Below are 25,471 nucleotides of genomic sequence, written 5' to 3'. Positions count from 1 at the left end.
CGTGAGATGGTGGTTTCGGTGTGCGTAAACTCTGGCACCCGGCGTGCTCGCACGCCGCCGCGCGGAAGGTGGTCCGACGATGCCGTTCATGCCCGTGACCGACTCGATGTTCCTTCTCGTCGAGACGCGCGAACATCCGATGCACGTCGGCGGGCTGCAACTGTTCAAGAAACCCGAGGACGCCGGGCCCGACTACCTGCGTGACATCCGCCGGAAACTGCTCGATTCCGACAACATGCGCCCGGTGTTCCGGCGCCGTCCCGCCCGGCCGGTCAGCACCGCGGGCCACCTCGCCTGGTCGACCGACACCGAACTCGAACTCGACTACCACTTCCGGCATTCGGCGCTGCCCCAGCCCGGCCGGATCCGCGAACTGCTGGAGCTGACCGGACGCTGGCACAGCACCCTCCTCGACCGGCATCGCCCCCTGTGGGAGATCCACCTGGTCGAGGGGCTGCAGGACGGCCGGTTCGCGATCTACAGCAAGATCCACCACGCGCTGATGGACGGCGTCTCGGCGCTGCGGCATCTGCAGGGCACGCTGTCGGACGACCCGTTCGACCTCGACTGCCCGCCGCCGTGGGGCTCCCGGCCCAAACCCGAAGGCGGCCGCAACGGCAAGGCGTCCCCTTCGCTGTTCCAGACCATGGGCAAGACGGTCAACCAGCTCGCCGGTATCGCGCCCGCCGCGATGAAGGTGGCGCGGGAGGCGTTCCAGGAGCACACCCTGACGCTGCCTTCGCAGGCCCCGAAGACGATGTTCAACGTCCCGATCGGCGGTGCCCGGCGGTTCGCGGCGCAGTCTTGGTCGCTGGACAGGGTACGCAAGATCGCCACGGCGGCCGGGGTGTCGCGCAACGACGTCGTCCTCGCGATGTGCTCGGGAGCGCTGCGGGACTACCTGATCGAACAGAACGCGCTCCCCGACGCGCCGCTGACCGCGATGGTCCCGGTTTCCCTGCGGCGCAAGGACAGCGGGGACGCGGCGGGGAACAACATCGGCGCGCTGCTGTGCAATATGGCCACCCACCTGAGCGATCCGGCCGCGCGGCTCGCGGCGATCAACGCTTCGATGCGGAACGGGAAGAAGCTGTTCTCGGAGCTGACCCCGTTGCAGACGCTGCTGCTGTCGGGGATCAACGTCGCCCAGCTCGGCGTGTCACCGATCCCCGGTTTCGTGAACAACACGAAACCGCCGTTCAACCTGGTGATCTCCAATGTGCCGGGGCCGCGCAAGCAGATGTACTGGAACGGCGCGTCGCTCGACGGCATCTACCCGGCGTCGGTGCTGCTCGACGGGCAGGCGCTGAACATCACGCTGACCAGCAACGGGGACAACCTGGACTTCGGCGTCACCGGCTGCCGCCGCAGCGTCCCGCATCTCCAGCGCATCCTGACCCACCTGGACACCGCGCTGGTCGAACTCGAACACGCGGTCTCCCTGCCCCGCATTTAGTCCTCTGGATGCGGTAGTTCGACGCTGAACCACCGCATCCAGAGGACGAAATGCGCCGGGGGTCAGCTGCCGTCGGAGACGTAGAGAGCGCCCGGGGTGATCGTGTACAGCTGGCCGTCCGGGCCCGCGACCGCGTCACGCGTGCGGCCGAGGTTGGTCCAGAGCTTGCCGCCGTTGCCGTTCAGGTCGAGCTTGTATGTGCCGCCCTTGAGCGAAGCCATGTACAGCGAGCCCTTGTAGGCCGCGAGCCCGCTCGGCGTCGCCGAAGACGTCGGCCAGGCCTTGACCGGGTTGGTCATCCCCGCCGTATTGCAGGGGCCTTCGCAGGTCGGCCAGCCGTAGTTCTTGCCAGCCTCGATCTTGTTCAGCTCGTCGAGCCGGTTGGCGCCGATGTCGGAGACGTACAGCTGACCGTTCGCCCAGGTCAGGCCCTGGACGTTGCGGTGGCCGTAGGAGTAGACGCGGCTGTTGAACGGATTGCCGGGCGCGGCGGCGCCGTCGGTGGTGACGCGCAGGACCTTGCCGCCGAGGGAGTTCTTGTTCTGCGCGTTGGCGCCGTTCTGGCCGTCGCCGGTGCCCGCGTACAGATAACCGTCCGGGCCGAACCTGATCCGGCCGCCGTGGTGGTACTGCGAACCACGCGGGATGCCGGTGACGATCGGCGTCGGCGCCTGGCCCAGCTTCAGCTTGGCGATCCGGTTGTCGGAACTGGTCGTGTAGTAGATGAAGACCGTCTCGTCGGTGGCGTAGTTCGGCGAGACGGCGATGCCGAGCAGGCCGGCCTCCGCGGTGACGCTCACCCCGGGGATGGTCTGGACCGTGGTGACCTTGCCCGCCTTGTCGATCTTGCTGATCGTCTTGGCGTCCTTCTGCGTGAAGAGGCCGGTGCCGTCGGGCAGGAAGTCGATCGACCACGCCTGGTTGAGGCCGCTCGCGAGTTGTCTGATCGCCTGGACGGACGGCGCTTCGGCGGCCGCCGCCGGAACGGCCGCGATCGACACGGCCGTCGCGGCGGCGAACGTGGCGGCGAGAGTACGACGTAAGGACATGGGACGCCTCCTTCAGCTACACCCCTGGAGCTCGGATGGCGGCGGTAGGCGGGTGGTCGGGGTGCACCCGTCGAGTTGGATACAAACACACCGCAGGACGAAACGGACACCACTGGACGGGCTATCGACAGTGCCCGCCGTTAACCGTTATGTGCGCCGAGCGTGACGATCGGCGCGGCTCGATCGGCCATAGGTAGGAAACTTTACAAAACACCTCCGGAAGTCGGTCCTTACGTCTGGTCAGAATCGGCGGACCGCTTCTAGGGTGACGGTGGCTCGGCCCTGTTCGATCCCATGTGGACGTTAGGAGCGAAAATGATCGAAACCATCGAGGTATGGACCACCCCCGACTTCGTCGAGTACGAAACCCCCATGGAGGTCACCGCCTACGCGGCCCGCATGGAGGACTGACTTCACATCCGGTGGTGGGGGCCGCCCCCCACCACCGCGCCGCCGTCCCGATCAGCGAGCCGTTGGAGGCAGCACGGTGTCCCCCCTGTCGTCGTCGGATTTCATCGCGGCCTTGCGCGGGCTTTCGCACCGCTATTGGGGCACCCACCCGTTCCACGAGCGGATGCACCGCGGCGACCTGTCCGAGTACGAACTGAAGATCTGGGCCGCGAACCGCTGGTACTACCAATGCGTGCTCCCGCAGAAGGACGCGGCGATCATCAGCAACTGCCCGTTGCCGGAAATACGCCGGGATTGGCTCGACCGCATCGTCTATCACGACGGGACGAAGGCAGGCGACGGCGGAATCGAGCGGTGGCTCCGCTTGTGCACCGCGGTCGGACTCGACCGCGAAGAGGTTCTCGATCAGCGGCACGTCGCCCCCGGCGTACGGTTCGCCGTCGACGCCTACGTGACTTTCGCCCGCACGAAACCTTGGCTCGAAGCGGTCGCTTCGGGCCTGACCGAAATGTTCGCCGGCCATCTCATGCAGCGGCGGGTCGCCGACATGCTGGCGAACTATTCGTGGATCGCGCGGGAAGACCTCGCCTATTTCACCAATCGCATCGACAAGGTCTCCGGCGAGGGCAAGGGAACGCTCGACATCGTCGTACGGCACGCCGTCACCCGCGAGCAGCAGGAGAAGGCGATCGCCGCGCTGTCCTTCAAGACCGACGTGCTCTGGTCCATGCTCGACGCCATCGAGCGCGCCGCGGCCAAGGAGTAGCGATGAGCACCCTCGAAATGGGCTCGGTGCCGCGGCTGCGGCGCGGGGTCCGGCTGAGTTTTGACCAGACCAGGGAAACGCACGTCCTCCTGTTCCCCGAAGGCGTACTCGTCCCGAATCCGACCGCCGCCGCCGTCCTCAAGCTCTGCGACGGTGTCGAAGACGTCGCGGCGATCGCTTCGGCGTTGCGCGAACGCTATTCCGGTGTGCGCGAGGAAGAGATCCTGGACGTCCTGTCCCGGCTGGGAGAACGGCGGATCGTCGAATGGACCTGAAGACCGCGGCGCCCCCGCTGGGCATGCTCGCCGAGCTGACCCACCGCTGCCCGCTGCACTGTCCGTACTGTTCGAATCCGGTCGAACTGATCGCCCGTGACGGCGAACTGTCCACAGAGGAATGGATCTCCGTACTCTCGCAGGCACGGGAGCTCGGGGTGCTCCAGGTGCACATGTCCGGCGGTGAGCCACTCGCCAGGCCGGACCTGCCCATCCTGGTCGAACACGCCACGAAACTGGGTTGCTACGTGAACCTGGTGACGTCCGGGCTCGGCCTGACCGAGTCCAGATTGGACGATCTCGTCGAACGCGGCATCGCGCACATCCAGCTGTCCGTCCAGGGCGCGACAGCCGAACACGCGGACGTGCTCGCCGGCGCACGGGCCCACGACCGGAAGCTGATCGCCGCCGAGCTGATCAAGAAGGCCGGGCTGCCGCTTTCGGTGAACGTCGTCCTGCATCGGCAGAACCACGATCAGCTCGCCGGGATCATCACCCTCGCCGAGGAAATGGGCGCGGACCGGCTCGAACTGGCCAACACGCAGTACTACGGCTGGGCCCTGCGCAACCGTGACGCCCTGATGCCGACCAGGCGGCAACTCGACGAGGCCGAGCCGATCGTGCGCGCGGCCACCGAACGGCTGCGCGGGCGCATGGAGATCATCTACGTCGTCGCCGACTACTACGAGCGGTACCCGAAGCCCTGCATGTACGGCTGGGGCGCACGGCAGCTGACCGTGGCACCCGACGGGAACGTGTTGCCGTGTCCCGCTTCGACGGCGATCGAGACGCTGGAATTCGACAACGTACGGGACAAACCGCTGGCGTGGATCTGGTACGAGTCCAGCTCCTTCAACGCCTATCGCGGTGAGGATTGGATGCCGGACACGTGCGGCACCTGCGAGCGGCGCGCGATCGACTTCGGCGGCTGCCGGTGCCAAGCGTTCCAGCTCACCGGCGACGCCGCGGCCACGGACCCCGTGTGCTCGCGTTCACCACAGCGCGACGTCGTCGACCTCATCCTCGCCACGCCCCCGAAAACGGACGAACTCGTGATGCGCGGGCCGCGATGAGGGTGATCCTGCTCGGCACCGCGGCGGGCGGTGGCTTCCCGCAATGGAACTGCGCCTGCGCGCTGTGCGTTTCGAACGCGCCGCCGCGGACGCAGGACTGCGTCGCGGTGAGCGCGGACGGCGAGGGCTGGTACCTGCTCAACGCGTCGCCGGACATCCGCGCGCAGATCCTCGCCACACCACCGCTGCGTGCCGGGCCCGGGCCGAGGGAGATCCCGCTGCGCGGGGTGCTGCTCACCGACGCCGAGCTCGATCATGCACTCGGCTTGCTTCTGCTGCGCGAAGCGGGCGGGCTCCCGGTGTGGGCACCGGACGCTGTCCTGCACGCGCTCTCCGAACAGTTCCCCGCGCGGTCGATCATCGACGGCTACGGCGGCTGGGACTGGCTTCCGTCGTCGGAGATCGCCATCGACGGCCTTCGGGTGAGCGCGCTTTCCGTGAGTGACAAGCGGCCGAAGTACGCGCGTTCGTCCACTGAGGACGGTCCATGGGTGGTGGCGTACCGGATCGAAGACGTCCAGACCGGCGGCGTCCTCGTGTACGCGCCTTGCCTGAAGAGCTGGCCGGACGGCTTCGACGAGTTCACGCGCGACGCCGGCCTGGTGTTGCTGGACGGAACCTTCTTCGCGCCGGACGAGATGTCGGGCGCCACCGCGGCCGAGGTCGGCGACGGCGCCCAGCTGGCGATGGGACATCTGCCGATCACCGCAAGTCTCGCGAAACTCCGGCCTGGCCCGCGTTGGGCGTACACGCATCTGAACAACACGAACCCGGTGATCGACCCCGCCTCACCGGAGCACGCCGCCGTCCTGGACGGCGGCGCCTCGCTTCCCTTGGACGGGACCGAATTCAAGCTCTAGGCGATGCCTTCCGGACTCGCGCCCGACACCGGGACGGCGTCGGCGGTGAGGCGATCGATCTCCGCGAGATCGTCCGCTGTCAGGTCGACGTCGGCCGCGGCGAGGCCGGCCTCGATGTTGGCCGCCTTGCGCGCGCCCACGATCGCGACATGCACGCCCGGCTGGGCGAGCGTCCACGCGATCGCGAGCTGACCGACCGAGATCCCCTTGCCCGCGGCGAATTCCTTGAGCCGGTCGACGACGGCGAGATTGCGCCGGAAGGTCTCCCCGGTGAACGCCGAAGACCGGGAACGCCAGTCGGTCTTCTCGAACGTCGTCTCCGGCGTGAAGGAACCGGTCAGCAGGCCACTGCCCAGCGGGCTGTACACGAGCACGCCGATGTCGTTCTCCCGCGCGTACGGCAGCGGATCGGTTTCGATGTCCCGGCGGAACAGGTGATACGGCGGCTGCAAGGTTTCCACCGGACGGGTCCGGTCGAAGGCGGCCAGCCTCGCGGCGTCGTAGTTCGAGACACCGACGTGCCGGATCTTCCCTGCGTCGACGAATTCCTGCAGGATCCCCGCGGTCTCCTCGGCCGGCGCGGCGGGATCGGGCCAGTGGATCTGGTAGAGGTCGATGTGGTCGACGTCGAGGAAACGAAGGCTGTCCTCGATCCCCTGGGTCAGCCACTCGCGCCGGGAGTCGCGCGGCCGTTCGGAACGCGGCTTGATTCCGCCCTTCGTGGCGATGACGAGGTTGTCGCGGTCGCGCTTGAGCTCTTCGCGCAACGCCTTCCCGAGCATCGCTTCGGACTTCCCGAAACCGTAGGCCTGAGCGGTGTCGAAGAAGTTGACCCCGAGTTCGCGGGCGTGGTGGATCGCGGCGATGGCCGCGTCCTCGTCGAAGGAGCCCCAGTCCCCGCCGAGCTGCCAAGTGCCGAAAGCGACCCTCGAAACTTCGAGACCGCTCCTGCCCAATGTCGTCGTACGCATACCTTCAGCAGAGCACAGACGCCGGTTCACCGCACTGGATCTCCCGGCCAACGAAACCCCCAAATAACTGTTTGACGGTCAGCGTCCCGGCAGTCGATACTCACTTCATGTCCGAGTCTCCCGGCCTCGACGGGTTGCGTGTCCTCGCCCATCCCGTACGGCTGCGCATTCTGTCGCTTTTGACCGGTGTCGCGATGAGTGCGGCCGAGGCCGCGCGCGAACTCGGTGAGACACAAGCGAATGTCAGTTACCACCTGCGACGGCTGCACGAGGCCGGACTGCTCGACGTCGCCGAGGAGGTCCGGATCCGAGGCGGGCTGGCGAAGCGCTACCGGCACGATCCGGAGTCCGGAAAGCATTTCACGTCGTCGAATCCGCGAGAGAAGCAGCTTCTCCTCGCGACAATGGCCGAAGAACTCAAGCGCCGCAGCGAATTCCGCGCCCTGGGCGAACGCGCGTCGACGACCGACGCCGAGATGTGGGTCGACCGCGAGACCTGGGAGAAGGCGCTCGAACACGCGCACGAACTGAGCAGGCTGCTGCACTCGGCCGCGCGGCCGCCCCGCACCCGGGGCACCATCCCGGTCAGCGCGACGGTGTCCCTGTTCGAAATGACGCGATCGTGACATCGCTGCGCGAACCCCTGCGCCACCACAACTTCCGCTGGCTGATCGGCGGCCGCACGTTCGGGGAGTTCGGCAACGCCGTCGCCCCGCTCGCGCTGGCGTTCGCGGTGATCGACCTGACCGGTTCGGCCGTCGACATCGGCATCGTCGTGGGCGCGCGTTCGGTGGCGAGCGTGGTCCTGCTGCTGTTCGGCGGAGTGCTGGCGGACCGCCTGCCGCGTTCGGTGATCCTGCAGGGCACCGAACTCGCCGCCACCGTGACCCAGGCCGTCATCGCGGCGAGCGTCCTTTGTGGATTCGCGTCGATCCCGCTGTTGGTCGGCCTCAGCGTGGTCAACGGCGCGGTGTCCGCGATCTCCGCTCCCGCGTCGGCGTCGCTCACCCCGTTGACGGTGCCCGCGGCACTGCTGGCACCGGCCAACGCCCTCGGCAGGCTGCTCTCGAACTCCGGCCGGATCGCCGGCGCCGGCCTCGGCGGCATCCTGGTCACCGCGGTCGGCCCCGGCTGGGCACTCGGCGGGAACGCGCTGCTGTTCCTGGGCTCCGCCCTGTCCTACCGGCGCATCCGCCTCAGCCGCCGGGAACGGATCCCCGGCAGCCGCCCGCTGGCGGAACTCGTCGAAGGCTGGCGCGAGTTCCGGTCACGGACCTGGGTGTGGGTCGTGGTCGTGCAGTTCATGGTGGTGAACGCGGTCATCGCCGGCGGGATCGCGGTACTCGGTCCCGTCGTCGCCGACAGCAGCTTCGGCCGCTCCGGCTGGGGATTCGCCCTCGCCGCGCAGACGATCGGCTCACTCGTCGGCGGGATCCTCGTGGCTCGATGGCAGCTGCGGCGCGCGCTGTTCGTCGGCGTCGCGGTGATCCTTTTCGAAGCGCCGCCGTTGATCCTCCTCGGCCAGGCGCCGTGGCTGCCGCTGCTGCTGGCCGCCATGTTCGTGTCCGGCCTGGCGATCGAGCAGTTCGTGGTCGCGTGGGACGTCTCGCTGCAGGAGAACGTGCCCGAAGAAAAGCTCGCGCGCGTCTACTCCTACGACATGCTCGGTTCCTTCATCGCCCTGCCCCTCGGCCAGATGGCGGCCGGCCCGGCCGCCCAGCACTTCGGGGTCAGCACGACACTGCTCGCGTGCGCCGCCCTGGTCGTGGCGGCCACCTGTCTCGCACTGTGCAGCCGCCAGGTGCGCGGGCTCGTCCGGAAGACCCACGCCGCCCAGCCCTGACCCGTGGAAGCGATAGCAAAGGTCCCTTACTCCCTTTCCGCAGGTCACGGCCAGGGACGGACCTCCTCGAGGAGCTTCGCGACCGCGAGGACCAGGTCGTCGGAGTGCCGCGGGCCCACGATCTGCAGGCCGACCGGGAGACCGCGAGAGGTGCGGCCCGCCGGGACGCTGATGGCGGGCTGCTGGGTCATGTTGAACGGGTAGGTGAACGGCGTCCAGTCCGGCCAGCCGCTCAGACCGCTGCCCGGCGGCACCTCGTACCCGGCCTCGAAAGCGGGAATCGGGAGGGTCGGCGTGATCAGCACGTCGTAGCGCGTGTGGAACTCGCCCATCAGGATGCCCAGCGCGGCCCGCTCGGCGTTGGCGCCGAGATAGTCACTCGCCGAGAAGGTCTTGCCGAACTCCCACACCTTCAGCAGCCCGGGATCGACCTTCGCCTCCGAACCGGCAGGGAAGGCGTCCAGCCACTTGGCCGCCCCCGTCGACCACAGGATGTCGAAGGCGGGTTTGGGGTCGGTGAAGCCGGGATCGGTCTCCTCGATGTGCAGACCCGCGTCGCCCAGCGACTGGACCGCCGACTTGACGATCGCCGCGACCTCCGGGTCGACGTCGACGAAACCGAGCGTCGGCGAGTAGGCGGCGATCAACCCGCGCACGTCCCGGCGGACGGCTTCGCGGTAGGTCGAGACAGGCGGGGCGAGCGCGGCCGGGTCGCGGTGGTCGGGCAGCGAGAGGACGTCGAGGAGCAGTGCAGTGTCGTCGACCGAACGCGCCATCGGGCCGGCGTGCGACAGCGGCCCGAACGGGCTCGCCGGGAACAGCGGGATCCGGCCGTGCGTCGGTTTGAGGCCGACGATTCCGCAGAACGAAGCCGGGATCCGGATCGAGCCGCCGCCGTCGGTGCCGACGGAGAGTTCGCCCATCCCCGCCGCGACGGCCGCGGCGCTTCCCCCGCTGGACCCGCCCGCCGTCTTCGACGGGTCGATCGGGTTGCGGGTGATCCCGGTCAGCGTGTTGTCGGTGACACCCTTCCACGCCAATTCCGGCGTCGTGGTCTTTCCCAGCAGTACCAAGCCGTTCTCACGCAGCCGCGCGGTGACCGGGCTGTCGACGTCCCACGGCTGGTTCGGGTCGATGCACCGCGAACCGCGCAGCGTCGGCCAGCCCTGGGTCAGGAACATGTCCTTGATCGAGGCCGGGACACCGTCGAGCCAGCCGATCGGATTCCCGTCCCGCCAGCGGATTTCGGACGCTTTCGCCTGTTCGAGCGCGCCATCGGCGTCGACGAGGCAGAAAGCGTTCGTCTCGCCGTCGTGTTCTTCGATGAGACGCAACGCGTTCTGAGTGGCCTCGACCGGCGACAGCTCTCCGGTGGCATACGCGGCCACGAGCTCACTCGCGGTCGTCTTGGTGTCGTTCATCCGGCCCCTAACCTTGGCGAAGCGTCTCCGACGGCACGTATCCGAGCTGCTTGTCCACGACGTTGCGCAGCGGCTCCCCCGCGCGCCAGCGACGGAAGTTGTCCGCGAACACCTCTACCAGAGTATTACGCCAGCCGACGAAGTCGCCCGACATATGCGGCGAGATCAGCACGTTCTCCATAGTCCACAAAGGACTCTCGGGCGGCAGCGGCTCGGTGTCGAAGACGTCGAGCGCCGCACCTCCGAGCGAGCCGTCCCGCAAGGCGTCGACCAGGTCCGAAGTGACGACCAGTTCGCCGCGGCCGACGTTGACGAACCGCGCGCCGGGTTTCATCGCGGCGAAGGCCTCCGCGTCGAACATGCCCTTCGTCTGCTCGGTCAGTGGCGCGACCGCGACGACGTAGTCCGCCTCGGGAAGATGGCGAGCCAGGTCCGAAGAGGCGTACACGTCTCCGAAGTCGGGATCGCCCTCACGAGGACGGCGTCCGACACCCGCCACCGACATCCCGGCCGCCCGCAACATCCGCGCGATCGACCGGCCGATCGGCCCGGTGCCGACCACGAGCACCCGGCGACCGGAGATCCGCTCACTCTCCCGGTGCTTCCACTGCCTCCGCCGCTGCAGATCCCACGAACGGACGAAATCCTTGGCGAACGCGAGGACGACCCCGAGGACGTACTCGGCTATCGCCCCGTCGAACACCCCCCGCGAGTTGGTGAGCACGACGTCGCTCTCCTGCAGCCCGGGGAAGAGCACGGGGTCGACACCCGCACTGGCGATGTGCAGCCAGCGCAGCCTGTCAGCCGCGTGCCAGGCACCCGGGACGGCGGTCGACAGGAAGTCGTAGACGAAGAACGCGTCCGCACCGGATAACGCATCGGCCAGCCCGGCCTCGTCGGTGTAACGAACCACTGCTTCGGCTTCGATAGCGCGCATGTCCGGTGGGCGCGTGTCTCCGCAGAGCACCGCCAGCACAGGGGTCTCCGAGGCGATCACGTTGACACCGTAAAAGTGGCTCGTATGATTGTCAACAATCCGAGGAACGACCCCCGGAGCACCGGACTGTGACTGCAGAAGTTTCCGGAGGCTGAGACTTGGATTTCGACTTACTGGAGTTCGAAGGCCCGTTGGCGCAACGCGGAATCGGCGTCATCGCCCCCTTCGACCTGGCCCTGGAACGCGAGCTGTGGCGCTGGGTGCCCATGGAGGTCTCCCTCCATCTGGCGCGGACGCCGTACGAGCCCGTCCCCGTCAGCATGGAGATGGCCCAGCTCGTCAGTGACAGCAGGCATCTCGCCGCCGCCACGCGAGACGTGCTCCACGTGGAGCCCGAAGTCGTCGCCTATCTGTGCACCTCCGGAAGTTTCGTCAACGGTGTGGACTACGAACGTTCTCTGACCAAGGCGATCTGCGACGCCGGCGCTCCGGACGCCGTCACCACCTCCGGAGCACTGGCCGAGGTCCTGCACCAGCTCGACCTGCACCGGGTCTCGGTGCTGACGCCCTACGACGGCGACCTGACCGGGAAGCTGCACGACTTCCTGGCCGAACTCGGCGTCCGCACCGTCTCCAGCGACCATCTCGGCCTGGGCGGCGGCATCTGGAAGGTCAGCTACCGGACCATCGCCGAACGCATCCTCGCCGCCGACCACGCCGACGCGGAAGCCATCTTCGTCAGCTGTACCAACCTCCCCACCTACGATCTGATCGAGCCGCTCGAAAGCGCGCTCGGCAAACCCGTCCTCACCGCGAACCAGCTCACGATGTGGGCCTGCCTCCGGCGGATGAACCTGCCGATCGTCGGGCCCGGCAAGTGGCTGCGGGAGGTCGACTGACCTCTTCCCCTACGATTGTCGACAATCTGCCCTCCGGAGGTCCCGTGCCCATCTCGCCGCTCACCCCACCCGAGCCGCCGTCCGAGACGACCACGATCGGGTTCATCTACCCCGATCACGCGGCCGAAGACGACTACCCGCTCGCGGAACAGCTCCTCGGCGGGGACATGGCCGGGATCAAGCTGCCGGTCGAGCACATCTACGGAACCGATCTGCACGCCGTGCCGGAGCTGCTGGACCTCGGCAGCGAAAGCCGGCTCGCCGACGGCGCCGCGCTGCTGGCCAAACACGAACCGGACGCAGTGGTCTGGGCGTGCACCAGCGGCAGCTTCGTCTACGGCTGGGAAGGCGCCCGCGACCAGGCCGACCGGCTGGCCGCCGTCGCCGGTGTCCCGGCGTCGAGCACGTCCTTCGCCTTCGTCCACGCCGCTCAGGCCCTCGGCGTCCGGCGGGTCGCGGTCGCCGCCAGCTACCCGGACGACGTCGCCCGGCTGTTCGTCGAGTTCCTCGGCGCCGGCGGGGTCGAAGTGGTCTCGATGGGCAGCGCGGACATCGACACCGCCGCCGAGGTCGGCGAACTCAGCCCGGAAGCCGTCGTCGAGCTCGTCGTGAGCCGCGACCACCCGGCCGCTGACGCGCTGCTCGTCCCCGACACCGCCATGCGCACGCTCGGCGAGATCAACACGCTCGAGACCCGGCTCGGCAAGCCGGTGCTGACCGCCAACCAGGTCACGGTCTGGGAGGGCCTGCGGCTCGCCGGGAAGTCGCCACTCGTCCGCACACTGGGCGCGCTGTTCGGGAGAAGGGGCAACTGAACCATGTCCTTGCCGGAAATCGAGCCGGTCAGCCGGGAGTCGACCGCCGGGATCATCGCGCGCCAGTTGCGGGACGCGATCATGACCGGCGCTCTCCCTCCCGGCACCCAGCTCGGCGAAACGGATCTGGCCTCCCGGTTCCAGGTTTCGCGGGGACCGCTGCGAGAGGCGATGCAGCACCTCGTTTCCGAAGGGCTCCTGCGCAGCGAGCGGCACCGCGGCCTGTTCGTGATCGACCTCGAACCCGGCGACGTCTACGACATCTACTCGGCGCGCTCGGCCATCGAGCGTGCCGCGATGCTGCGGGCGCTGCGCGGTGACCGGGAACGGGTCGCCACCGAACTCGAACAGGCCGTGAGCGCCATGGCCGCCGCCGCGGACGACGACGATCCGACCGCGCTCTCCTGGGCCGACCTCCGGTTCCACGAAGCGCTGATCGCCGCCTCCGGCAGCAAGCGGCTCGTCCGGATGGCCCGGACCCTGCTGATCGAGACCCGGATGTGCCTCACCGCGCTGCAGGCGACCTATCAGCAGGTCGAAGAACGGGTCACCGAGCACACCAAGATCATCGAGGCCCTCCGGGCAGGCGACGAAGAGACCGCGCTGTCGCTGCTGGAAGCCCATATGGAGGACGCCGTCCAGCGATTGGCCCCGGGAACCAGCCTGCGAGTGGGCGAAGCTCCCGCGGTGCCTTAAGGATTCAGCCACGGCCCCGCGCCCCCAGCACCGGCTGCCCGCCCGTCCCGCCGCGGAACTCCCTGTCCCACGGCCAATTGCCGTGCTCGTCCTCGTAGACCAATTGCAGGGCACGGAATTCCTCGCCGTACATGAGCACGGCGGTGATCAGGTGCGCCGACGGCGAACTGAGCGGAACGACCTCGAATGACGGCCATCCCACCGCGGCGGGCAGCACCTCACCCGCTTCCGGCGGCCCCGACCGGACCACCTGCTTGGCGAAATAGTTCAGCAACTGCCCCGATCTTCGCTCTCTCAGTCCGGTGACGACGAGCTCCGGGAGCCCTGCGTCGGTGAGCCCGACCGTGTACGCGAAACCGGGTTGGGCGCTTCCGCGCTCGACCGTCTGCACCATCCAGCCGTACTTCCGGATCAGCGGACGGACCTCCTCGATGAGGTAGTCGCGGCGGCTCTTCCCGGGGTTGTCGCAATGCCAGCACATCGGCACTCCTCCAGTCGTCGAATCCGATGATCGACACAGTGCACCGGGGCACCGACAAAAACTCGCGGCCCAGGGTGGCGCCCATGCGATGAACGGTCCTTTCGTGGCGGGTTTCGCGCCGAATTCCCTTTCAGCACACCATTTTCGCCTTTTCCGAGAAAATCTGCCGAGGCCGTTCCACGGGACCGGCGCCCCCGGTGTGGCATTGAGGACGATCGGTGTCCCCAATGCCACATTGGGCGCACTCAGCGGTCCCCGAATGCCACCGCCTTACTCCGCAAGGTGAATCTGGCGTATTCCTGGATCCGGTCCAGGGTCGCGAAAGCCACTTTGGGGACCTCTGAGGTCTCGAAAGTGGCTTTCGCGACACGGCAGCCAGGCCAGGTTCCCAATGCCGCATTGGAGACGCTCAGTGCCCCCGACGCGACATTGGGGACACTGGACCGCGGCGGCACCGATCCCGCACCACTCGAAACGCCACGACAGCCACACGCCCCTTAAGTACATGAAGGCCCCTTCCTTGCGCCTAACGCAAGGAAGGGGCCTTCATGTACTTAAGGGGCGCCCGAAGTCATGAATGGACCATTCATGACTACCGGGACTTGACACGCCCCCATGCGGATGGTTCAAGATAGAGCGGCGACCACCGCGGACCCGAGTTCGGCGGTGGTGGACTTCCCGCCGAGGTCAGGGGTCTGCACGGTCCCCTCCTCGAGAACCTTTTCCACCGCTGCGCGAACATCCTGTGCCGCAAGGGTTTCCCCGAGATGGTCGAGCAGCATCGCCCCCGCCAGGATCTGCGCCACCGGATTCGCGATGCCCTGCCCGGCGATGTCGGGAGCGCTGCCATGGACCGCCTCGAACATGGAAGGGAACTCACCGGTTGGATTGATGTTGCCCGAAGGCGCCATTCCGAGCCCACCCGTCACGGCCGCCGCCAGGTCGCTCAGGATGTCGCCGAAGAGATTGGAAGCGACCACGACGTCGAGCCGGTCCGGCGCCTGCACCACCCGCGCGGCGAGCGCGTCGACATGGCACTGTTCGGCGTGCACGTCCGGATACTCCGAAGAGATTTCGGCGAAGATCTCGTCCCAGAACGGCATCGAGTGAATGAGCCCGTTGGACTTGGTCGCCGAGCAGACCCGGCCCGTCCGCGTCTTCGCCAGCTCGAAGGCGTAGCGGATGATCCGCTCCACCCCGACCCGCGTGAACACGGATTCCTGTAAGACGAACTCGTTCGCAAGGCCACGGTTATGCCTGCCGCCGATCTCCGAGTACTCGCCCTCGGAGTTCTCCCGGACGATCACCATCTCCAGCTCTTCGGCACCGCGGCCCGCCAGTGCCGACGTCGTCCCCGGCAGCAGGCGGACCGGCCGGAGATTGACGTACTGGCTGAACGCCCGCCGCACCGGAATGAGGAGACCCCACAACGACACATGGTCCGGAACGCCGGGAAAGCCGACGGCGCCGAGAAAGATCCCATCGAAAGCGGAAAGCTGCTCGATACCGTCGCCGGGCATCATCGAGCCGGTCTTGGTGTACCGCTCACAACTCCAGTCGAACTCTTTCCAGGACAAGGAGAAACCATGCGATGCCGCCGCGCGGTCGAGGACCTTGCGGGCCTCGACCGTCACATCGACACCGATCCCGTCGCCGGGAATGCTCGCGATCCGGTAAGAGGAAGTCACAGGGCCACCGCGATGTACTTGGTCTCGAGGAACTCCTCGATGCCGACGGTGCCACCTTCACGACCGAGCCCGGACTGCTTGATCCCGCCGAAAGGCGCCGCCGGGTTCGAGACCAACCCTTGGTTGAGGCCGATCATGCCGGCTTCCAACCGTTCCGAAACCCGAAGCGCCCGCTTGAGATCGGAGGTGTACACATAGGACACGAGACCGAACTCGGTGTCGTTCGCCGCCGCGATGGCCTCGTCCTCGCTGTCGAACGGGGTGATCGGGGCGACCGGCCCGAAGATCTCCTCCGAAGCGAGCCTGGCGTCCTTGGGCACGTCGATGAGCACCGTGGCCTGATAGAAGTTGCCTGGACCGTCCACAGTAGACCCACCGGTGAGGACGCGCGCTCCCCGATCGGTGGCGTCGGAGACCAGGCTGCTGACCTTCTCGACGGCGGCTTCGTCGATGAGGGGGCCGACGACGACACCTTCCTCGGTGCCGCGCCCCATCGGCAGGGCCTCCATGCGCTCGGTGAGACGCCGGGAGAACTCGCCGACGATGCCCCGCTGGACATAGAAGCGGTTCGCGGCCGTGCAGGCCTCGCCGATGTTGCGCATCTTGGCGGTCATCGCGCCTTCGATCGCCGCGTCGAGGTCGGCGTCTTCGAAGACGAGGAAGGGGGCGTTGCCGCCGAGTTCCATCGAGGTGCGGAGCACCTTGTCCGCGCACTGTTCCAGCAGCTTCCGGCCGACGCCGGTCGAGCCGGTGAAGGACAGCTTCCGGGCACGGCCGTCCCGGATCAGCGGCTCCATCACGCCGCCGGAGTCCGACGTCGTGAGCACGTTCAGCACACCTTCCGGCAATCCCGCTTCGGCGAGGATCGCCGCGAGGGCCAACATCGAAAGGGGGGTCTGAGCAGCGGGTTTGATGATCATCGTGCAACCGGCCGCGACGGCGGGACCGATCTTGCGGGTGCCCATCGCCATGGGGAAGTTCCACGGCGTGATCAGGAGGCACGGCCCGACGGGCTGCTTCGTCACCAGGAAGCGACCCGACCCGTTGGGCGCGACGGCGTAGCCGCCGTCGATCCGGACGGCCTCTTCCGCGAACCAGCGGAAGAACTCGGCCGCGTAAGTGATCTCGCCCTTCGATTCCACGAGCGGCTTGCCCATCTCGAGCGTCATCAGCAGCGCGAGTTCGTCGGCGCGCTTGATCAGCAGTTCGTAGGCGCGGCGCAGGATCTCCCCGCGTTCACGCGGGGCGACGTTCGCCCAGTCGGCCTGTGCGGCGACGGCCGCGTCGAGTGCGCTGACACCGTCCGCCGGTGACGCGTCGGCCACCTCGCACAGGGCTTCGCCTGTCGAAGGGTCGAGGACGGGGAAGGTCTTCCCGTCCGTGGCGGGCACCCACTTGCCGCCGATGAACAGTTCCTTGCCGACCGCCTTGACTACGCCGGCCTCACTGATCGAGCTCATCCCAACGCTCCTCCATGTTGTCCCGAAAGCCATGCTATGGATATTGTCAACAATCGACAACAGCTCAGCCGACCTAGGAGCGCAGCCCATGGCCCAGCTATCACCGCTGCTCAAGCAGGCAACGCCGGTCGTGGTCGACCACGGTGAAGGGGTGTACCTCTACGACACCGATGGCAAACGTCACCTGGATTTCACCGCCGGTATCGGCGTGACCAGCACCGGCCACTGTCATCCGCACGTGGTGAGCGCGGCGCGGGAGCAGATCGGCAAACTCATCCACGGGCAGTACACGACGGTCATGCACAAGCCGATGCTCGAACTGACCGAGAAGCTGGGCGCTGTCCTTCCGGAAGGCCTGAACTCCCTCTTCTACGCGAACTCCGGCAGCGAGGCGGTCGAGGCGGCGCTCCGGCTGTCGCGGCAGGCGACCAAGCGGCCCAACGTCATCGTCTTCCAAGGCGGGTTCCACGGCCGGACCGTCGCGGCGGCGACGATGACGACGTCGGGCACCCGGTTCAGCGCCGGTATCTCGCCGCTCATGTCCGGGGTGCACGTCGCGCCGTTCCCGTACGCCTTCCACTACGGCTGGGACGAGGAGACGGCGACGAAGTTCGCCCTGCGCGAGCTCGACTACCTGTTCGCGACGGTCTGCTCGCCGAACGAGACGGCCGCGTTCTTCATCGAGCCGGTGCTCGGCGAGGGCGGCTACGTGCCGGCGAACCGCGAGTTCCTCGCCGGGCTGCGCGAACGCGCCGACAAGCACGGGATCCTGCTGGTGATGGACGAGATCCAGACCGGCTTCGGCCGGACAGGCAGGTTCTGGGGGCACGAGCACTTCGGGGTGAGCCCGGACATCGTGCTCATCGCGAAGGGGCTCGCGAGCGGCTTCCCGATCTCGGGCATGGCCGCGTCGGAGGAGCTGATGGCGAAGGCGCTTCCCGGGTCGCAGGGCGGCACCTACGGCGGTAACGCGGTGGCCTGCGCGGCGGCGATCGCCACGCTGGAGGTGATCCAGCAGGAAGGGCTCGTCGAGAACGCCGCCGAACGAGGGCGCCAGCTCCTGGAAGGCGTCCGGGTGATCGCGGACAAGTCGCCGTCGATCGGCGACGTCCGCGGGCTGGGGCTGCTGGTCGGTTCCGAGTTCACCACGCCGGACGGCGAGCCGGACACCGCGAAGGCGCAGGCGGCCCAGAAGGCCGCGTCCGCCAACGGGTTGCTGCTGCTGACGTGCGGGGCGTACATGAACGTCGTGCGGATGGTGCCGCCGCTGATCGTCGACTCCGAGCAGGTCGACGAGGCGCTGCGGATCTGGGGCGACGTCGTGGCGGGGGTCGCGTGATGGCCCGCTACATCACGATCACGCTCGACAAGCGCGGAGTGTCTTGCCGGGCCCGGTTGCTCGACGCCGAAGCCCCGCGGACCTGCCGGGCGGTGTGGGAAGCGTTGCCCCAAAGCGGTTCGGCCTACCACGCGAAGTACGCGCGCAACGAGGTCTACACCCTCGTTCCGCCTTTCGCCGAACCGAAGCCGGGTCGCGAAAACCCCACGGTGACCCCGATTCCGGGTGATGTCGTGTACTTCGGGTTCGAGGCGTGGGAAATCGGCAACCCGGCGTACGGCTACGACGAGGACAGCGAGGCCCACAGTGACCAGGGCGCGACGGATCTCGCGATCTTCTACGGCCGCAACAACCTGCTGATCAACGGCGACGCGGGCTGGGTGCCCGGGAACGTGTTCGCGACGATCGAAGAGGGACTCGCCGAAATGGCGGAAGCCGCTCAGGACCTCTGGCTGCGAGGTGTCGAGGGCGAGACTCTTTCGTTCGCACGCGCGTAAAAGCCTGTGGGCGGTGAGGGTTCCCCACCCTCACCGCCCACAGGCCGGCACCCCTCCCTGGCTTACTGGACGCCGGTGATCCGGTACTCGACGCCGCCGACTTCGTTGCCGCGCTGGTCGACCTGGGTCACGTGGACGGTGTACTTCCCGCCGAGAGCCTCGGCGCCCGCGGTGAAGCTCAACTGGGCGGGCACCTGCTCACCCGACTTGAACGTCAGCCCGCCGATCCGGGCTTTCTGCGGGTTCACGATGGCCAGTTCGGTCTCGCCGACCCGTTCGATGCCCTCGCCCTTCGCGCCGCCTGCCCGCCAGCGTGCGGCGAGGTCGGGACCCAGGTCGATGGTGATCCGTCCCGGACCGGTGAACGGCTTGCCCGGCTGCGTGAAGACGATGTCGCCGACCGCCGTCGGTTCACGACCGTCCCAGCCGAACACGATCGGCCGGAACTGCGGCACCTTGATCTTCGCGGGCACCGCGTTCACGTTGTGCCAAGCGATGTTGTTGTTGTTCCGCGTATTCGCGGACGTGCTCAGGCCTTCCGTCGGCAGGTCGGTCGGCGAAAGCCACCGGGCCAGCAGGCAGAAGTGCGAGCCGATCGGGACCTGCCACGGGATGACGACCGTCTTGGTGCCGAACGGCACGGCCACGTTGGTCTTCGACCCGATGTAGGTCCACTGGTTCGGCCACTGCGCCACGGTGCCCTGCTTGGTGTACCAGACCTGCAAGTTCCCGTTTTCGAGGTCGTCCCCGTACGGGCCGGGGCGGTTCGCGGTGACATGGATGTAGGCGGTGCTCCCCTGGACGATGGGGTCGTCGGTGGCGCACAAGACCGTCGCCGAGAAGCACACCCGGACGTCGGGACTGGAGTAGAGCGAGCCGCTCGAGGGCTCGAAGCCCACATCGGACGTGTTGTCCCGGATGAAGACGTCGCTACGAGCCTCCGGCGCGGCCTGCACCGCCGGTGCGACACCCGCGAACAGTGTCGCGGCGGCCAAGACGGCCGAGGCGAGCAGCGTTCGGCGGCGTCGCGGATTCCTGCTGATCATGTACCCCTCCTTGGGCGAAAGGTCGACCCGTTGACCGTCGGTCAGACCGGTTGTGGCGGGGTTGTCGAGATCGTGTGCCCTAATTGGCCGATTTCGGTGGGTCTTCGCCCGGATACGCTCACCGAGGTCACTTGCCGGAGGGAGCAGGGTGCCCGGGCCAGGGGAACTGCGGGTGCTGGGCCCGGTCGAAGCGATCGGCCCCACCGGGCGGGCGGAGTTGCACGGCGCCCGCCAGCGAGCCGTGCTCGGCGTTCTCGCCCTGCACGCGGGTTCGGTCGTCCCGTTCCCCCGGCTGGTCGACGTGCTCTGGGGTGAGGATCCGCCCCGCACGGCGGTGAAGACCCTGCACAGCCATGTCGCCCGGATCCGGCAGGCGCTGGATGACTGCGGATTCCCGCCGGTCCTGCTGACGCGCAAGCCCGGGTATGTCCTGACGGTCGCACCGTCCTCTGTCGACGCTCTTCGCTTCGAAGAGGAACTTCGTGCCGCCAAGCGGAGCAATCCCCGCCAAGCGGTGGCGGCGTTACGTGAGGCGTTGCGGCTCTGGCGGGGCGAAGCCTTCGCAGATGCCGAACTCGACGGCTGGGGCCAACGCGAAGTCGAACGGCTTCAGGAACTGCGGCTGTCCGCCTGGGAAGAACTCTGGGACGCCGAACTCAGGCTCGGCGAACACGAAGAAGTCCTCCGGGAGCTTCCGCGGCTTCGGGCCGAGCAGCCGTACCGCGAACGGCTCGCCGCGTTGCACATGCTCGCCCTGCATCGCTGCGGAAGGCATGCCGAGGCGTTGGAGACGTTCCGGGCCGTGCGCCGCGGGCTGGCCGACGAGTTCGGCGTCGATCCAGGCCCCGAACTGGTCGAGCTGCATACGTCGATCTTGCGGCGCGCGCCCGAACTCGACGCGCCGGCGCGGGGCACCGCGCCCGCGCAACTTCCCGCCCGAGTCGGGCATTTCACCGGACGGCAGCGGGAACTCGCTTCGCTCGACAAGCTCCTCGACGAACCCGAGCCACCGGTCGTGGTCATCTCCGGTGCGGCCGGGATGGGTAAATCCGCGCTGGCCGTGCAGTGGGCGCACCTCATCGCGGACCGCTTCCCCGACGGTCAGCTCTTCCTCGACCTCGCCGGGCACGACCCGAACGAAGCACTCTCACCGGGTGACGCGCTCGCGCATTTGTCGCGCGGGCTCGGCCTCCCCGACGATCGGCTGCCCGACGCGACGGCCGAACGCGCGGCGCTCTACCGCTCTTTGCTGCACGGCAGGCGTTGCGTGATCGTCGCCGACAACGCGGGTGGCGTCGACCAGATCCTCCCGCTCGTCCCCGGCACGGCGAAGGCGATGCTGATCGTGACGAGCAGGCAGACCCTGGCAGCGCTCGGCAGCAGGCACGCCGTCCACGTATTCGCCCTCGACGCGCTTGCCGACCCGGAGTCGATGACCCTGCTCACCCGGGTGCTGGGCGCCGAACGGGTCGCCCGTGAACCCGCGCAGGCCGCGCGGCTGGCCAGGCTCTGCGACGGGATGCCGCTGGCGCTGCGGATCGCCGCCGCGCGCCTGACCGGTGAACCGGGCCGTCCGATCGCGGAACTCACCGCCGAACTGACCGGCGCCGGCCGACTGGAAACCCTTGCGGTACAAGGAGATTCCCGGACGGTCAAAACCGTTCTCGCGAGCGCCTATCTGCCGTTGGACCGGGCGCCGGCTCGGCTGTTCCGGCTGTCCGGGCTGATCCCGGGGGCGTCGTTCAGCTCGGCTCTCGGCAGCGCGTTGTGCGGGGTGCCCGTCGAAGCGGGCCGGGCCGCGGCCGCCGAACTGTCCGCGGCGCATCTGATCACCCCGGCGGGCCCGGATCGCTTTCGCCTCCACGACCTGATCCGCGAATTCGCCGTCGGGTGCGCCCGCGCCGACGAAACGACGTCGAGCCGCGCCGAGGCCGCGGACCGGCTGATCGATTGGTACCTGTACGTGGCCGCCGAGGCGAACCGGGTCATCGACCCGAACCGCGATCTGGTCACTCCGGCGCTGCGCCACCCGCCGCCCGAGCGGCCGTTCCCGGAGGAAAGGCGTTCGGCGCTGGCGTTCCTGAGTGCCGAACGCGCGAATCTGCTGCCCGTGGTGCGGTTCGCACGCGAACACGGCCGCAACACCGCCGCCTGGCAGCTCACCTATCTGCTCACCAGCTTCTACGACACCACGGGTGGCTGGAACGAGCGGATCGGGCTCTGCCGCGAGGGGGCCGCGGCGGCGGCCGAACTCGAAGATCCCTTGGCGGAGGCGGAAATGCTGCGCGCGCTGGGTGCGGCCTACTTCATGACCCGGAGGCTGACGGACGCGCTCGAAACCAACGCTCGCGCGTTGAAGGCCGCCCGCGCGGCCGGTGATCTCGAAGGCGAAGGGCATATCTACAACAACACCGCGAACGCCTACGCCGCGCTGCGCCGGTTCGACGAGGCGATCACCGCGTACCGGCTCGCGGTCCAGCGGTGCACCTCGGCGGGAAACCGGCTTGGGCGCGCACTGTCCCAGCGCAACCTCGGCCACGCCTACATCCGCCGAGGCCAGCCGATGGAGGGCCTCAGCCCGCTGACGGACGCGCTGGAGACGTTCCGCGCACTCGGCAACGCGCGGCTGGAGGCCGCCACCCTCGACACGCTCGGCGAGGCCTACGAAGAACTCGGCGATCACGACGTCGCGCTGGACCATCTCGGCAAGGCGCTGGCCGCGTCCAGGGCGATCGGCGACCGGTGGCAGGAGTGGGAATCATTGCTGCACGCCGGCCAGGTCCACCTCGCCCGCCGGGATTACCGGGCCGCGCGGGACGACTTCGACCAGGCGCTGCTGATCAGCCGGGACGTCGGGAACCGGCACAGTGAGGCGGCCGCGCTCGACCGGCTCGGCCGCGCCCACCTGGGGCTCGGTGATCTGGTGGCCGCGCGGGAACACCTCGAGCGCGGTGTCGCCGTCCGGGCGAGCGTCCCGGATCCGTACGAGGAGGCGCACTTGCACCGCGACCTCGGCGACCTGGAGGCGCGTTGTGGTGACACGGCCGCCGCGGCCGCCCACTGGGCTCGAGCGATCGAGCTGTACCGGCGGGCGAACGCGACGGCCGATGCCGACCTCGTCACCGGGCGGAACTGATCACCACGGTCGAGGTCCCGTACACGAGCTTGCCCTGCGACGGCTCGAAGAATTCGACCCGCGCCTTCCCCGTTTGACCGGACAAGACCGTGAACTCGGCGTATCCCCTGGTCTCACCGGGCCAGAAGGTGACGACACCGTCCTTCACCGGCACGTGAGCGGACCCTTCGGTGCGGTAGCGGATCGTGAGCGGCCCCGCGAGCCACGGGCGGGACAGCACGAGCGGCACCTTGCAGCTGGTGCCCTGCGCGAAGTTGGGCGGGATCGACCAGCAGATCTCGCCTTCCTGAGTGGTGACGAGCGGTGGAGCCTTGGTGGCGTCGTCGTCGGCGATCCAGGCGACGCCGACGCTGTGCCCGATCCGCAGCCCCTTCTCACCGGACAGGCGCAGGGAGAACATCTCGTCGTTCTCCACGAGGGAGTCGGCACGGACCCTGACCGCGACGGTGCGCGTGTCCGCCGTCCCGGACCAGGTCAGCGTGCCCGCACTCGGCAGGTAGTCGACGCTCTCCTTCGCGATGAACGCCGGGTCGACCGGCGAGCCGTTGCCCTCGATCGTCCGGTATTCGACCGAGCCCTGCGGCGCGCAGCCGCCGGCGGCGAGCGAAACGGTGAAAAGAAGAGTGGTGTATCCGGCGCTGGTTCCCTCGGCCTGGCTGACCCCGCTGACGTTGACCACGGGAGCCGTGCAGCCCGTTTCCCCGCCTTCGGCCACCGGAGCCGCGAGCCCGAACGTGACCGCGAGCGCCGCCCCCAGCGTCGCGATCCGTCTCATCTTCGTTCCCATCGAGCTTCCACCCCTTCCGGCGGGCCGTCGCGGCCCGCTGCGACATCAGTAGCCGAGTGAGGTTGTCGTGAGGTTGTGACCACCGGAGAGCAAACATGAAAATGATTCATGGCCATCCCCGCCCACGACGTACTACGCTTCGGTAACCAGGCAAAGAAGCGTGAGGAAGGGCAGTCCATGGGCGATGTTGCGGCACGGTTCGCCGAAATCGTCGGGGACGCGAACTTGCTGTCAGGCGAGGCGATCCCCGAGGACTACGCACACGACGAGGCTTTGACCACCTCCGCGCAGATACCCGCCTACCTGGCGAAACCGGGAAGCGCCGAAGAGGTCGCGGAGCTGCTCAAGGCGGCGACCGAACACGGCGTGCCCGTCACCGCGCGAGGGTCGGGCACCGGACTTTCGGGTGGTGCTCGGCCACGCGAAGACAGCCTGGTGATCTCCTTCGAGCGAATGAACGCGGTGCTGGAGATCGACACCGAAAACCATGTCGCCGTCGTCCAGCCCGGCGTCACCTTGTCCGAATTGGACGAAAAGACCACGGAAGCCGGACTCGGCTACACCGTCTATCCCGGGGAACTGAGCGCGAGCGTCGGCGGCAACGTCGGGACGAACGCGGGCGGTATGCGCGCGGTCAAGTACGGCGTCACGCGGCACAACGTCGTGGGCCTGCAGGCCGTGCTGCCCACCGGCGAGATCATCCGGACCGGCGGCAAGACCTCGAAGGTGTCGACGGGGTACGACCTGACGCAGCTGATCATCGGATCCGAAGGCACCCTCGCGATCGCGACCGAGGTCATCGTGAAGCTGTACCCGCGCCTGCCACACGGCGCCACGGTGTTCGCCCCGTTCGAGAGCTTCGACGAGGTGATGACCGTCGTCCCGAAGATCATCGCCAGCGGGCTCGCGCCGCACATCCTCGAGTACATCGACAACCTCACGCTCGCGGCGATCAGCTACAACGAGAAGCTCAGCCTCGGTGTCCCGGACGCCATCCGTGACAAGGCGCAGGCGTATCTGGTGGTGGCGCTGGAAAATCGCGACAACGACAGGCTGCACGCCGACATCGAGGAACTCGGTGGGCTGCTGGGTGATGTCGGCGCGATGGACGTGTACGTGCTCGAAGGCGCTTCGGCGCGCAAGCTCATCGAGGCGCGTGAGAAGGCGTTCTGGACGGCCAAGGCGGCCGGCGCCGACGACGTCATCGACGTGGTGGTCCCGCGGTCCGCCATGCCCGAGTTCCTGCGCAAGGCCAGGGAAATGGCGTTGTCGCGCGAGGCGGGCGCACTCGGTTGCGGGCACGCCGGCGACGGCAACGTCCACCTCGCCATCTTCTGCAAGGACCCGGACAAGCGGAAGCAGCTGCTGACCGACATCTTCGCGCTCGGGATGGAACTCGGCGGCGCGATCTCCGGCGAGCACGGCCTCGGGAGGGCCAAGTCGGGGTACTTCCTCGACCTGGAAGACCCGGCGAAGATCGCGCTGATGCGCCGGATCAAAGAGAGCTTCGACCCGGCCGGGATCCTCAACCCCGGCGTTCTTTTCGCTGAGAGGGCTTGAAAAGT

The 25,471-nt window shown here is 68.1% G+C and carries 24 protein-coding genes; 15 read left to right on the top strand and 9 right to left on the bottom strand.

The genetic code is table 11. The features are described 5' to 3' along the window. The first annotated feature begins 79 nt into the window (after positions 1-79). Positions 80-1,456 carry a wax ester/triacylglycerol synthase family O-acyltransferase gene (locus DMH03_RS11845; RefSeq protein WP_125792048.1) on the top strand — a complete coding sequence of 459 codons (1,377 nt, stop codon included), beginning with the start codon at positions 80-82 and terminating at the stop codon, positions 1,454-1,456. A 62-nt stretch (positions 1,457-1,518) separates the two neighbouring features. Here the strand turns inward: DMH03_RS11845 and DMH03_RS11840 are convergent, their stop codons facing one another. Continuing rightward, complete coding sequence (locus tag DMH03_RS11840) at positions 1,519-2,505, bottom strand: sorbosone dehydrogenase family protein (RefSeq protein ID WP_125792047.1); 987 nt, start codon at positions 2,503-2,505, stop codon at positions 1,519-1,521. A 315-nt stretch (positions 2,506-2,820) separates the two neighbouring features. On the opposite strand from DMH03_RS11840, the gene pqqA reads away from it, so the two are divergent. The 5 genes from pqqA to pqqB all read left to right on the top strand — a co-directional run bounded on the left by pqqA (position 2,821) and on the right by pqqB (position 5,890). Beyond that, complete coding sequence (gene pqqA / locus DMH03_RS11835) at positions 2,821-2,916, top strand: pyrroloquinoline quinone precursor peptide PqqA (RefSeq protein WP_007033797.1); 96 nt, start codon at positions 2,821-2,823, stop codon at positions 2,914-2,916. A 76-nt stretch (positions 2,917-2,992) separates the two neighbouring features. Further along, positions 2,993-3,682 (top strand): pyrroloquinoline-quinone synthase PqqC, encoded by a 690-nt coding sequence (gene pqqC / locus DMH03_RS11830; RefSeq protein WP_125792046.1) that lies wholly within the window; start codon positions 2,993-2,995, stop codon positions 3,680-3,682. Positions 3,683-3,684: 2 nt separating this feature from the next. Next, positions 3,685-3,957 carry a pyrroloquinoline quinone biosynthesis peptide chaperone PqqD gene (gene pqqD / locus DMH03_RS11825; protein WP_125792045.1) on the top strand — a complete coding sequence of 91 codons (273 nt, stop codon included), beginning with the start codon at positions 3,685-3,687 and terminating at the stop codon, positions 3,955-3,957. Further along, entirely contained in the window at positions 3,948-5,030 is a 1,083-nt protein-coding gene (gene pqqE / locus DMH03_RS11820; RefSeq protein ID WP_125792044.1) for a pyrroloquinoline quinone biosynthesis protein PqqE, read from the top strand. Before pqqD ends, pqqE begins: the two co-directional genes overlap by 10 nt. Next, positions 5,027-5,890, top strand: a complete 864-nt coding sequence (gene pqqB / locus DMH03_RS11815; RefSeq protein ID WP_125792043.1) for a pyrroloquinoline quinone biosynthesis protein PqqB — start codon at positions 5,027-5,029, stop codon at positions 5,888-5,890. The genes pqqE and pqqB overlap by 4 nt, the downstream gene beginning before the upstream one ends. Here the strand turns inward: pqqB and DMH03_RS11810 are convergent. Then, positions 5,887-6,861: an aldo/keto reductase gene (locus DMH03_RS11810; protein WP_125792042.1), complete on the bottom strand. Its 975-nt coding sequence runs from the start codon at positions 6,859-6,861 to the stop codon at positions 5,887-5,889. The two genes, pqqB and DMH03_RS11810, sit on opposite strands and share 4 nt — an antisense overlap. A gap of 107 nt (positions 6,862-6,968) precedes the next feature. Here DMH03_RS11810 and DMH03_RS11805 point away from each other — a divergent pair, with 107 nt between their 5' ends. Together DMH03_RS11805 and DMH03_RS11800 are read left to right on the top strand one after the other, a co-directional pair. Next, positions 6,969-7,487 carry a helix-turn-helix domain-containing protein gene (locus DMH03_RS11805; protein ID WP_125792041.1) on the top strand — a complete coding sequence of 173 codons (519 nt, stop codon included), beginning with the start codon at positions 6,969-6,971 and terminating at the stop codon, positions 7,485-7,487. Continuing rightward, positions 7,484-8,704 (top strand): MFS transporter, encoded by a 1,221-nt coding sequence (locus DMH03_RS11800; protein ID WP_125792040.1) that lies wholly within the window; start codon positions 7,484-7,486, stop codon positions 8,702-8,704. Before DMH03_RS11805 ends, DMH03_RS11800 begins: the two co-directional genes overlap by 4 nt. A 44-nt stretch (positions 8,705-8,748) precedes the next feature. Here DMH03_RS11800 and DMH03_RS11795 read toward each other — a convergent pair whose 3' ends face one another. Together DMH03_RS11795 and DMH03_RS11790 are read right to left on the bottom strand one after the other, a co-directional pair. Continuing rightward, positions 8,749-10,125: an amidase gene (locus DMH03_RS11795; protein WP_125792039.1), complete on the bottom strand. Its 1,377-nt coding sequence runs from the start codon at positions 10,123-10,125 to the stop codon at positions 8,749-8,751. 7 nt (positions 10,126-10,132) lie between these two features. Next, positions 10,133-11,122, bottom strand: coding sequence for a D-2-hydroxyacid dehydrogenase (locus tag DMH03_RS11790; RefSeq protein WP_125792038.1), 990 nt, complete (start codon positions 11,120-11,122; stop codon positions 10,133-10,135). 98 nt (positions 11,123-11,220) lie between these two features. Between DMH03_RS11790 and DMH03_RS11785 the strand changes: the two genes are divergently transcribed. Genes DMH03_RS11785 through DMH03_RS11775 form a run of 3 tightly spaced genes read left to right on the top strand, consistent with a single transcriptional unit; the run spans position 11,221 to position 13,472 of the window. After that, positions 11,221-11,961 carry an Asp/Glu/hydantoin racemase gene (locus DMH03_RS11785; protein ID WP_125792037.1) on the top strand — a complete coding sequence of 247 codons (741 nt, stop codon included), beginning with the start codon at positions 11,221-11,223 and terminating at the stop codon, positions 11,959-11,961. A gap of 44 nt (positions 11,962-12,005) precedes the next feature. Next, the gene (locus tag DMH03_RS11780; RefSeq protein WP_125792036.1) at positions 12,006-12,776 is read left to right on the top strand and encodes a maleate cis-trans isomerase; all 771 of its coding nucleotides are present in this window, start codon (positions 12,006-12,008) and stop codon (positions 12,774-12,776) included. A gap of 3 nt (positions 12,777-12,779) precedes the next feature. Continuing rightward, positions 12,780-13,472, top strand: coding sequence for a GntR family transcriptional regulator (locus DMH03_RS11775; protein WP_125788462.1), 693 nt, complete (start codon positions 12,780-12,782; stop codon positions 13,470-13,472). A gap of 4 nt (positions 13,473-13,476) precedes the next feature. Here the strand turns inward: DMH03_RS11775 and DMH03_RS11770 are convergent, their stop codons facing one another. The 3 genes from DMH03_RS11770 to DMH03_RS11760 all read right to left on the bottom strand — a co-directional run bounded on the left by DMH03_RS11770 (position 13,477) and on the right by DMH03_RS11760 (position 17,101). After that, a complete protein-coding gene (locus DMH03_RS11770) occupies positions 13,477-13,953 on the bottom strand; it encodes a DUF4262 domain-containing protein (RefSeq protein WP_125792035.1) in 477 nt (158 codons plus the stop codon). A gap of 626 nt (positions 13,954-14,579) precedes the next feature. Then, positions 14,580-15,641 (bottom strand): tartrate dehydrogenase, encoded by a 1,062-nt coding sequence (locus DMH03_RS11765; RefSeq protein ID WP_125792034.1) that lies wholly within the window; start codon positions 15,639-15,641, stop codon positions 14,580-14,582. Next, a complete protein-coding gene (locus DMH03_RS11760; RefSeq protein WP_125792033.1) occupies positions 15,638-17,101 on the bottom strand; it encodes an NAD-dependent succinate-semialdehyde dehydrogenase in 1,464 nt (487 codons plus the stop codon). The genes DMH03_RS11765 and DMH03_RS11760 overlap by 4 nt, the downstream gene beginning before the upstream one ends. An 88-nt stretch (positions 17,102-17,189) precedes the next feature. On the opposite strand from DMH03_RS11760, the gene DMH03_RS11755 reads away from it, so the two are divergent. After that, positions 17,190-18,440 carry an aspartate aminotransferase family protein gene (locus DMH03_RS11755; protein WP_125792032.1) on the top strand — a complete coding sequence of 417 codons (1,251 nt, stop codon included), beginning with the start codon at positions 17,190-17,192 and terminating at the stop codon, positions 18,438-18,440. Further along, a complete protein-coding gene (locus tag DMH03_RS11750) occupies positions 18,440-18,937 on the top strand; it encodes a DUF3830 family protein (RefSeq protein WP_125792031.1) in 498 nt (165 codons plus the stop codon). The genes DMH03_RS11755 and DMH03_RS11750 overlap by 1 nt, the downstream gene beginning before the upstream one ends. A gap of 62 nt (positions 18,938-18,999) precedes the next feature. On the opposite strand, the gene DMH03_RS11745 is transcribed toward DMH03_RS11750, so the two are convergent. After that, entirely contained in the window at positions 19,000-19,983 is a 984-nt protein-coding gene (locus DMH03_RS11745) for a hypothetical protein (protein WP_125792030.1), read from the bottom strand. A gap of 172 nt (positions 19,984-20,155) precedes the next feature. Here DMH03_RS11745 and DMH03_RS11740 point away from each other — a divergent pair, with 172 nt between their 5' ends. After that, the gene (locus DMH03_RS11740) at positions 20,156-23,119 is read left to right on the top strand and encodes a BTAD domain-containing putative transcriptional regulator (RefSeq protein ID WP_125792895.1); all 2,964 of its coding nucleotides are present in this window, start codon (positions 20,156-20,158) and stop codon (positions 23,117-23,119) included. On the opposite strand, the gene DMH03_RS11735 is transcribed toward DMH03_RS11740, so the two are convergent. After that, positions 23,103-23,894 (bottom strand): Calx-beta domain-containing protein, encoded by a 792-nt coding sequence (locus DMH03_RS11735; RefSeq protein WP_125792029.1) that lies wholly within the window; start codon positions 23,892-23,894, stop codon positions 23,103-23,105. The two genes, DMH03_RS11740 and DMH03_RS11735, sit on opposite strands and share 17 nt — an antisense overlap. Before the next feature lie 189 nt (positions 23,895-24,083). Here DMH03_RS11735 and DMH03_RS11730 point away from each other — a divergent pair, with 189 nt between their 5' ends. Beyond that, positions 24,084-25,466, top strand: coding sequence for an FAD-binding oxidoreductase (locus tag DMH03_RS11730; protein WP_125792028.1), 1,383 nt, complete (start codon positions 24,084-24,086; stop codon positions 25,464-25,466). The last annotated feature ends 5 nt before the right edge of the window (positions 25,467-25,471 follow it).

This window comes from Amycolatopsis sp. WAC 01376 (assembly GCF_003947415.1).
GTDB lineage: Bacteria > Actinomycetota > Actinomycetes > Mycobacteriales > Pseudonocardiaceae > Amycolatopsis.
Note: the sequence above shows the minus strand (reverse complement) of the source record. Positions and strands in the feature narration are given on the sequence as shown.